The 7901-nt window shown below is 73.3% G+C and carries 6 protein-coding genes and 1 pseudogene; 4 read left to right on the forward strand and 3 right to left on the reverse strand.

The annotated features are described in order from the left end of the window. A partial coding sequence (locus tag PLL68_RS10880) for a CinA family protein (protein ID WP_324533990.1) occupies positions 1 to 258 on the forward strand: 258 nt, incomplete at its 5' end. Further along, the gene (locus PLL68_RS10885; protein ID WP_324533992.1) at positions 255 to 563 is read left to right on the forward strand and encodes a helix-turn-helix domain-containing protein; all 309 of its coding nucleotides are present in this window, start codon (positions 255 to 257) and stop codon (positions 561 to 563) included. The genes PLL68_RS10880 and PLL68_RS10885, both read left to right, overlap by 4 nt. Here PLL68_RS10885 and PLL68_RS10890 read toward each other — a convergent pair. Together PLL68_RS10890 and PLL68_RS10895 are read right to left on the reverse strand one after the other, a co-directional pair. Continuing rightward, positions 552 to 1433 (reverse strand): Fpg/Nei family DNA glycosylase, encoded by an 882-nt coding sequence (locus PLL68_RS10890; RefSeq protein WP_324533994.1) that lies wholly within the window; start codon positions 1431 to 1433, stop codon positions 552 to 554. The genes PLL68_RS10885 and PLL68_RS10890 overlap by 12 nt on opposite strands. A 24-nt stretch (positions 1434 to 1457) precedes the next feature. Continuing rightward, positions 1458 to 6158, reverse strand: coding sequence for an ATP-dependent helicase (locus tag PLL68_RS10895; protein ID WP_324533996.1), 4701 nt, complete (start codon positions 6156 to 6158; stop codon positions 1458 to 1460). A gap of 288 nt (positions 6159 to 6446) precedes the next feature. Here PLL68_RS10895 and PLL68_RS10900 point away from each other — a divergent pair. Next, positions 6447 to 6503 (forward strand): annotated as a pseudogene (locus PLL68_RS10900) (MarR family transcriptional regulator); the annotation flags it as partial. Between the two features lie 33 nt (positions 6504 to 6536). Here the strand turns inward: PLL68_RS10900 and PLL68_RS10905 are convergent. Further along, positions 6537 to 7604 (reverse strand): EamA family transporter, encoded by a 1068-nt coding sequence (locus PLL68_RS10905; protein WP_324533997.1) that lies wholly within the window; start codon positions 7602 to 7604, stop codon positions 6537 to 6539. 84 nt (positions 7605 to 7688) lie between these two features. Here PLL68_RS10905 and PLL68_RS10910 point away from each other — a divergent pair. Continuing rightward, positions 7689 to 7901: LysR family transcriptional regulator (locus PLL68_RS10910; RefSeq protein ID WP_324533999.1), on the forward strand; the 213-nt coding region annotated here is incomplete at its 3' end.

The raw sequence follows: 7901 nt of genomic DNA on the forward strand, positions 1-7901 counted from the left end.
GTGGCCGGCCCCGACCCGGCCGACGGACGGCCACCGGGGACGGTGTTCATCGGTGCCTGCGGGCCGTGGGGAATCCTCGTGGAGGAACTGTCGTTGACCGGCAACCGGGAGCAGATCCGCGCGGCCACCGTGCGGGCAGCTCTCACCCTGCTGACCACGGCACTGCAGAACCTTCGAGACGCTGACGGTCCCGCGGGGTACGGTGGAGCCCGACCGGAACACCCGGTCGACACGAACGAGAGAGAGGACGCGCCGTGATCCTGTTGCGCCACGAGCTCGGCGAAGTCCTTCGAGAGATCCGTCAGGACCAGGGCCGCACCCTGCGCGACGTCGCGTCGACGTCAGCAGTGTCCTTGGGCTACCTCAGCGAACTCGAGCGGGGCACCAAGGAAGCGTCCTCCGAGCTGCTCGCGGCCGTGTGCGCAGGCCTGGGCCTGAACCTGTCCGAGGTGCTCGAGCTGGTCCGTGACCGGGTCGAGCGGGTCGAGACGTTCTCGACCCCCGTGTCGCTGCCGGTCTCAGCGACGGTGGACCCCGACCAGGTCTCCGCGTCAGCGGCCTGAGCGGCCACTTCCTGTTCGACCACTGCCCGAGCCACCAGTACCGAGTGGGCATTGCGGGCGGCCGTCGTCGGTGGGCGCGAGCCCGCCCTGGCACGTGGGGCACGAGAACAGCGTGCGCGCTCGAGGGGCTCGCCCCGTCATCGCCACCCGCACCGTGTCACCACACCGCCGGCAGGGCCTCCCGGACCGGGCGTGCACGTAGGCCTCCTCGCCAGAGCGCTGGACCCCGGTGCTGGCCTGCCACCCGGTGCGCCGCGCGAGGTCCATCAGCCGGTGCAACCGGTCGGTGATCCTCGCGGCCACGGCGTCGCCGAGGTCGCGGCCCGGCGTCCACGGCAGCACCCGCTCCAGGAAGAGGATCTCGCTGGCCCAGAACGTGCCGACCCCGGCGAGGACGCGCTGGTCGAGCAGGAGGTCGCCGACGAAGGCCTCGGATGCCGTGAGCCGCGCAGCGACGAGTTCGGGGTCCCAGTCCGGTCCGAGGACGTCCGGTCCCAGGTGCCCGACGAGGTCATCTTCGCGGCTGGTGGGGACGAGGTCGAGCATCCCCAGGCGCAGGCCCAGGGCCGACCACTCGTCGGTGAGGACGGCGGCCCGCAGGTCGGACCGGCGCAGCGCCCGCTGCGTGGCCGCCCCCGGGTGCTCGATGCGCCACTGACCCTCCATCCGCAGGTGCGTGTGCAGGGTCGTGCCGGTGTCGAAGCGGTGCAGCAGGTGCTTGCCGCGGGCCACGACCTCGAGGGTGTGGGCGCCGGCGAGGTCGACGTCGGGCACCCGGGGCCAGCGCAGCTCGGCCCGCTGCACGACTCGACCGGCGAGCGCCCGGTGCAGGCGCTCGGCGGTCCGGTGGACGGTGTCGCCCTCAGGCATGCCGCGTGACCTCGTCGACCATGCTCAGCGGCGCATCCGCAGACCCCGTGGGGTCAGGTGGAAGCCGGCCTGCTCGAGGGCCGGGACGACGGGGTGGTCCGAGCCCAGCAGCTGACCGCCGTCGGCCTTCTCGACGGTGATGCGTCCGAGGCTGCCGCGGCGCACGGCATCCGCGAGGGCACCCGCCGCGGCCCGCAGCAGGTCAGGGTCCTCGGAGGAGGTCAGCAGGGTCTTGCCACCCCTTTCGACGTAGAGCACGAGCTCACCGTCGACGAGGACGACCACGGCCCCGGCCTTGCGTCCGGGCTGGTGACGGCGCCGCTTGTCGGTGCCCTTCCCGCTGGCATCGGCCGGGTCGAGCGCCCGCTCTGGCCACGGCAGCGCCGCACCAAAGGGGTTCGCCGGGTCACTCGCCGCGAGGACGACCGCCGCGGGTGGGGCGCTGGCACGGTCGCCACGGGTCGCACCCACCCCACCGGTTCCGCTACGCAGCCGGTCCACCGCGCCGGTCGTGCCGAACTGGGAGGCACCCAGCCCTTCGACGAAGTACCCCCGTCGCACCCGACCGGCCTCCTCCGCCCTGGCCAGCACGCGGTAGAGCGCGGCGAAACCGCCGGGGACGTCCTCGGCCACGGTCGCGCCCCGCGTGAGGATGCCGTGCCGGTCGAGCAGCAGCTCGGCGTTGGCGTACGCCCGCAGCGTCGGGTCGAGGTCGACCGGGGGCAGCAGGGACCACCGCCCGGCGACCCGTGCTGGGCCGGATCGGCTGGGCAACGACGGACGGGCGGGCACGGAGCCGAGGCCGCCGAGCGGGCCGCGGCGGCCGGCATACCTCGTGCGCCGCGGACCCGCGGCCGTGCGCTTGTGGGCCGTGCGCCCCCCGGCGAGCAGGGCCCTCACCGGAGTGAAGGTGTCGCCGGTGACGCGCCCGGCCCACACGAGGCCCCACACGGTCGTCGACAGCGCCTCGTCATCGGTGGAACCCACCTGGTCGGAGAGCGTGCGGAAGAAGTGGGCGCCGCCGCCGGCGAGGGCGTCGAGCACCGCGAGCCCCTGCTCGTCCGGGACGAGGTCGGGGTCCGGCCCGGGCAGGGTGAGGTGGGCGGAGTCGACCAGGTGCAGCGAGACCCAGCCGTCGTCGCCGGGCAACGACCCGTGGCCGCACCACAGCACCTCACCCGTGGCCATGAGCTCGTCGAGCATCCCCGGGGAGTAGTCGGCGACGCGGGACGGGAGCACGAGCGTCTCGATCGCGCTGGCGGGCAGCACCGCCCCGCTCAGCTGCTCGACCACGCGCAGCAGGCCCTCGCGACCACGCAGGCGCCCGCCGACCCCCTGCCACCCGAGGAGGAAGCGGGACAGCTCGACCGGGGTGACCGGCTCGACCTCCGCACGCAGCGCGGCCAGTGACCGGCGGCGCAGCATGCGCAGCACCTCGGCGTCGCAGAACTCCGTGCCGCCTCCGCCCGTGGGCAGCAGCTCGCCCTCGACGACCCGACCGGTGGAGACCAGCCGGGCCAGCGCCGTGGTGGCGACGGCGATGCCGAGCCCGTAGGCGCGGGCCACCTCGGCGGCGTGGAACGGCACGTGGGTGCGTGCGTAGCGGGCCACCAGGTCACCCAGCGGGTCACTCACCGGCTCGAGGAAGGTCTGGGGAACCCCGGGTGGCAGGGACACCCCAAGGGCGTCGCGCAGGCGTGAGGCGTCCTCGATCGCTGACCAGCGGTCCTCCCCGGCGACGCGCACGGGGATCACCTGCCGGGCGCTCGCGAGGTCAGCGAGCCAGGCGGTCACGTCACCGTGTGTCGTGCCCTCCCGGCAGCGCAGGAGGATGCCGTCGCTCGGCAGCGGGCCGAGGGAGCGCAGCAGGTCGAGCACGTCGTCGGCGTCGCGCGCGGCGCGGTCGGGGGTGAGACGCTGCAGCTCGGCCTCGGTGCGGGCGATCTGCTCGGCGTCGAGCAGGTCACGCAGGGCCAGGCCCTCGCTCGTGCCGAGCAGCTCGGCGAGCAGGCTCGGGTCGAGGGCCAGGGCAGCGGCGCGCCGCTCGGCCAGGGGGGAGTCGCCCTCGTAGAGGAACTGGGCGACGTACCCGAAGAGCAGGGACTTCGCGAAGGGCGACGGGGTCGAGCTCTCGACGTCGACCACGGTGACCCGTCGCGAGGTGATGTCCCGCATGAGGTCGACCAACCCCGGCACGTCGAAGACGTCCTGGACGCACTCGCGCACGGCCTCGAGCACGATGGGGAAGGACGGGTACTGGCTGGCCACCTCGAGCAGTTGCGAGGCTCGCTGCCGTTGCTGCCAGAGCGGTTGCCGGCGACCCGGCTGGCGACGGGGCAGCAGCAGCGCACGAGCGGCGCACTCGCGGAAGCGGGCGGCGAACAGGGCCGATCCGCCGATCTCCTCGGTGACCAGGGCACGCACGTCATCGGGGTCGAGGGTGACGAGGTCGAGCAGCTCGCGGCCGACGCCGCGCTCGCGCACCCCGTCGAGGTCCTCGAACTCGAGGTCGGGCAGGCGCAGCACGATGCCGTCGTCGCCGTGCATGGCCTGCACGTCGACGCCGAAGCGGTCACGCATCCGGGCGCTGACGGCCAGGGCCCAGGGGGCGTGCACCTGGGCACCGAAGGGGGAGTGGATCGCCACCCGCCAGTCGCCGAGCTCGTCGCGGAAGCGTTCGACGACGATGGTGCGGTCGTCCGGGACGTGGCCGGTGGCTTCTCGCTGCTCGCGCAGGTAGGTGAGCAGGTTGTCGGCCGCCCAGTCGTCGAGCCCGGCCGCCATGACGCGGGTGCGCGCGGCATCCGGGGTCAACGCCTCGACCTCGCGCACGAAGGCGCCGACCGCACGGCCGAGCTCGGCGGGGCGGCCGAGCGAGTCGCCCTTCCAGAACGGCAGCCGGCCGGGCTGTCCCGGTGCGGGGGTGACGAGCACCCTGTCGTGGGTGATGTCCTCGATGCGCCACGTGCTCGTCCCGAGGGTGAACAGGTCACCGACCCGCGACTCGTAGACCATCTCCTCGTCGAGCTCGCCGACCCGGCGGCCCGGGCCCTCACCGGTGGCGAGGAAGACGGCGTAGAGGCCACGATCGGGGATCGTCCCGCCGGACGTGACCGCGAGGCGCTGGGCGCCGCGCCGGCCGGTGAGCGTGTCGGCGAGGCGATCCCACGTGATCCGGGCGCGCAGCTCGGCGAACTCCTCGCTCGGGTAGCGACCGGCCAGCATGTCCAGCACCGACTCCAGAACGGGCCGGGTGAGGGTGGCGTACGGGGCGCTGCGACGCGCGAGCGCCAGGACGTCGTCGACGGTCCACTCGTCGAGGGCGCACATCGCCACCACCTGCTGGGCGAGGACGTCGAGAGGGGTGTTGGGCACGTGCAGCGCCTCGATCTCACCGGCGAGCATGCGCTCGACGACGACGGCGGTCTGGACGAGGTCGCCCCGGAACTTGGGGAAGAGCACCCCACGGCTCACGGCGCCGACCTGGTGCCCGGCACGGCCGACGCGCTGGAGCCCCGAGGCGACCGACGGCGGCGACTCGACCTGGACGACGAGGTCGACTGCGCCCATGTCGATGCCGAGTTCGAGGCTGCTCGTCGCGACCACCGCGGGAAGGTGGCCGGACTTGAGGTCCTCCTCGATGCTCGCGCGCTGCTCCTTGCTCACCGAGCCGTGGTGGGCCCGGGCCAGCACCGCCGGCGCGCCGGCGGAGGCGCCGGCCTGGGCCATCACCTGTGCCGGTGTGCGAGCGGGGCCGGCAGCATCTGCCGCACCCGGGTCGGCGGCCGCCTCGGTGCGTTCCTGCCAGATCTCGTTGAGCCGCGACGTGAGGCGCTCAGCGAGTCGGCGGCTGTTGGAGAACACCAGGGTCGAGGTGTGGGCGGCCACGAGGTCGACGATGCGTTCCTCGACGTGGGGCCAGATCGACGTGCGCTGCTCGTGCCCCGACGCGGCACCGGACAGGTCGCCGCTGGGCTGGCCGATCTCGGCGAGGTCGGGGACCGGCACGACGACCTTGAGGTCCCACTGCTTGGTCGAGGGCGGCTGGACGACGTCGACCGGGCGACCGCCGGCGAGGAAGCGGGCGACCTCCTCGACGGGGCGAACCGTGGCCGACAACCCGATGCGCTGTGCGGGGCGGGCGAGCAGGGCGTCGAGCCGTTCGAGACTGAGGGCGAGGTGAGCCCCACGCTTGGTGCCCGCGATGGCGTGGACCTCGTCGAGGATGACCGTCTCCACCCCCGCGAGGGCCTCTCGGGCCGCGGAGGTGAGGAGGAGGAAGAGTGACTCGGGGGTGGTGATGAGCACGTCGCTGGGGGAGCGCGCGAAGGCCCGGCGCTCGTCGGCGGGAGTGTCGCCGGAGCGGACCGCCACGGTGATGTCGGGTTCGGGCAACGCCAGGCGGGTCGCCGCGTGGCGGATGCCGACCAGCGGGCTGCGCAGGTTTCGCTCGACGTCGACGGCCAACGCCTTCATGGGCGAGACGTACAGGACCCGGCACCGGCGCAGCCTCTCCTCGGGCACCGGTTCGCTCGCGAGGCGGTCGAGGGCCCACAGGAACGCGGACAGGGTCTTGCCGGAGCCGGTGGGTGCGACGACCAGGGCGTGGCGGCCGCTGCTGATGGCGTCCCAGGCCCCCTCCTGGGCGGTGGTCGGCGCGCTGAAGCTTCCCCGGAACCACGCAGCCGTGGCGGGGGAGAAGCGGTCGAGGACGTCATCGGTCATGTCGGGCACAACCCTCTCACCCGGCTCCGACAGCGGGGCCCTCGAGAGCAACCGGCACGAGGGCGCATGCCCTTACGACGCTTGCGGCTTCAACAATCCTCTATGCTCTGGCGCATGCAACCGCGGTGGCTCGATGACGAGGAACGCGCGGCGTGGCTGCGCCTCGTCGGCGTCGTCGAGTTGCTGCCCGGTGTCCTGGACACCCAGTTGCGCCAGGACTCCGGCCTGAGCCACTTCGAGTACTTCAGCCTGGCGATGTTGTCAGAGGCCCCTGATCACACCCTGCGCATGGGGGCCCTCGCCCAGCGCACGAACGCCACCCTGCCGCGCCTGTCCCATGTCATCTCACGCCTGGAGAGCAGAGGGCTCGTCGAGCGCTCACCGAGCGTCGAGGACCGGCGAGCCACCAACGCGCGGCTGACCGCCGCCGGATGGGACACCGTCGTCGCCGCCGCGCCGGGCCACGTCGACGCCGTGCGCCAGTTCGTCCTCGACCCCCTCACCAGGGAGCAGCTGCGCGAGCTGACGGTGATCGGGGACGCGCTGCTCGCCCGCCTCGACCCCGAGGGCCGCATGTTCGGCCACGTCATCGAGCGACCCGCCGACTGAGGCCCGCGCGCCACTGCGCTCGGCACCGATGCCGGCGGCGACGACCAGGGCGATCCCGGCGACGGCCAGGGCGCTCGGCACCTGGGCCAGGGCGAGGAACCCGATGACCAGGGCGAAGGCCGGCTCGAGTGCCATGAGGGTGCCGAACGCGGCGGTGGTGAGCCGCCGCAGGGCCAGCAGCTCGAGCACGAAGGGGATGACGGGCAGCAGGATCGCCAGCCCCAGGCCGATGAGGAGCAGCTGCGGGGTGAGGTCCGCGACGACGCCCGGACCGGCCACCACGGTCGCGACGACCGCGGCCACCGGCATCGAGATCGCCAATCCCGCGATGCCGCTCACCGAGTCACCTACCCGTTGGGTGAGCAGGATGTAGGCCGCCCAGCACACGGCTGCTCCGAGGGCGCAGGCCACGCCGACCGGGTCGGCGGTGCCGGCCCAGGGCTGCGTGAGCAGCAGGACGCCGACCGAGGCCACGAGAGCCCAGGCCCGCGCGATCCCGCGGCTGCGGGCGATCGCCACGCCGAGCGGGCCGAGGAACTCGATGGCGCTGGCCGTCCCGAGGGGCAGCCGGGCGATCGCCGCCATGAACAGCACGGTCACCCCGGCGGTGGCGACGCCGAGGGCGATCCCGGCACGCAGCGACTCGGGGGTGAACATCGCGCGCCGAGGCCGGACGATGAGCAGCATGAGGATGCCCGCGAAGGACAACCGCAGCCACGCGGCGCCGGTGGAGCCGAGGTCGTCGATCAGGCCCACCGAGGCGGCAAGCCCCAGCTGGACGCACAGCATGGAGACCACGGCCATCGAGGCGCCGGCGCGCGCGGACTGGACGTTCATGCCAGGAAGTCAACGCCACGGCATCCGTTCGTGTCCACGTGAGAATCATGGACAAACCATTTCGGATGCCGGGACAATACGTCGATGGACATCTCGCGACTGCGTCTGCTCCTCGAGCTCTCGCGACTGGGCTCCATGCAGGACGTCGCCGTCGAGCTGCGCACGAGCACCTCGACCGTCTCGCAGGGAATCGCCGCCCTCGCCCGTGACGTGGGGACCCCGCTCATCGAGCCCGACGGCCGACGGGTGCGGCTCACTCCCGCCGGGCACCGGTTGGCAGAGCACGCGGTGACGATC

It is taken from the genome of Ornithinibacter sp., assembly GCF_035443565.1.
In the GTDB taxonomy this organism is placed as follows: domain Bacteria; phylum Actinomycetota; class Actinomycetes; order Actinomycetales; family Dermatophilaceae; genus Fodinibacter.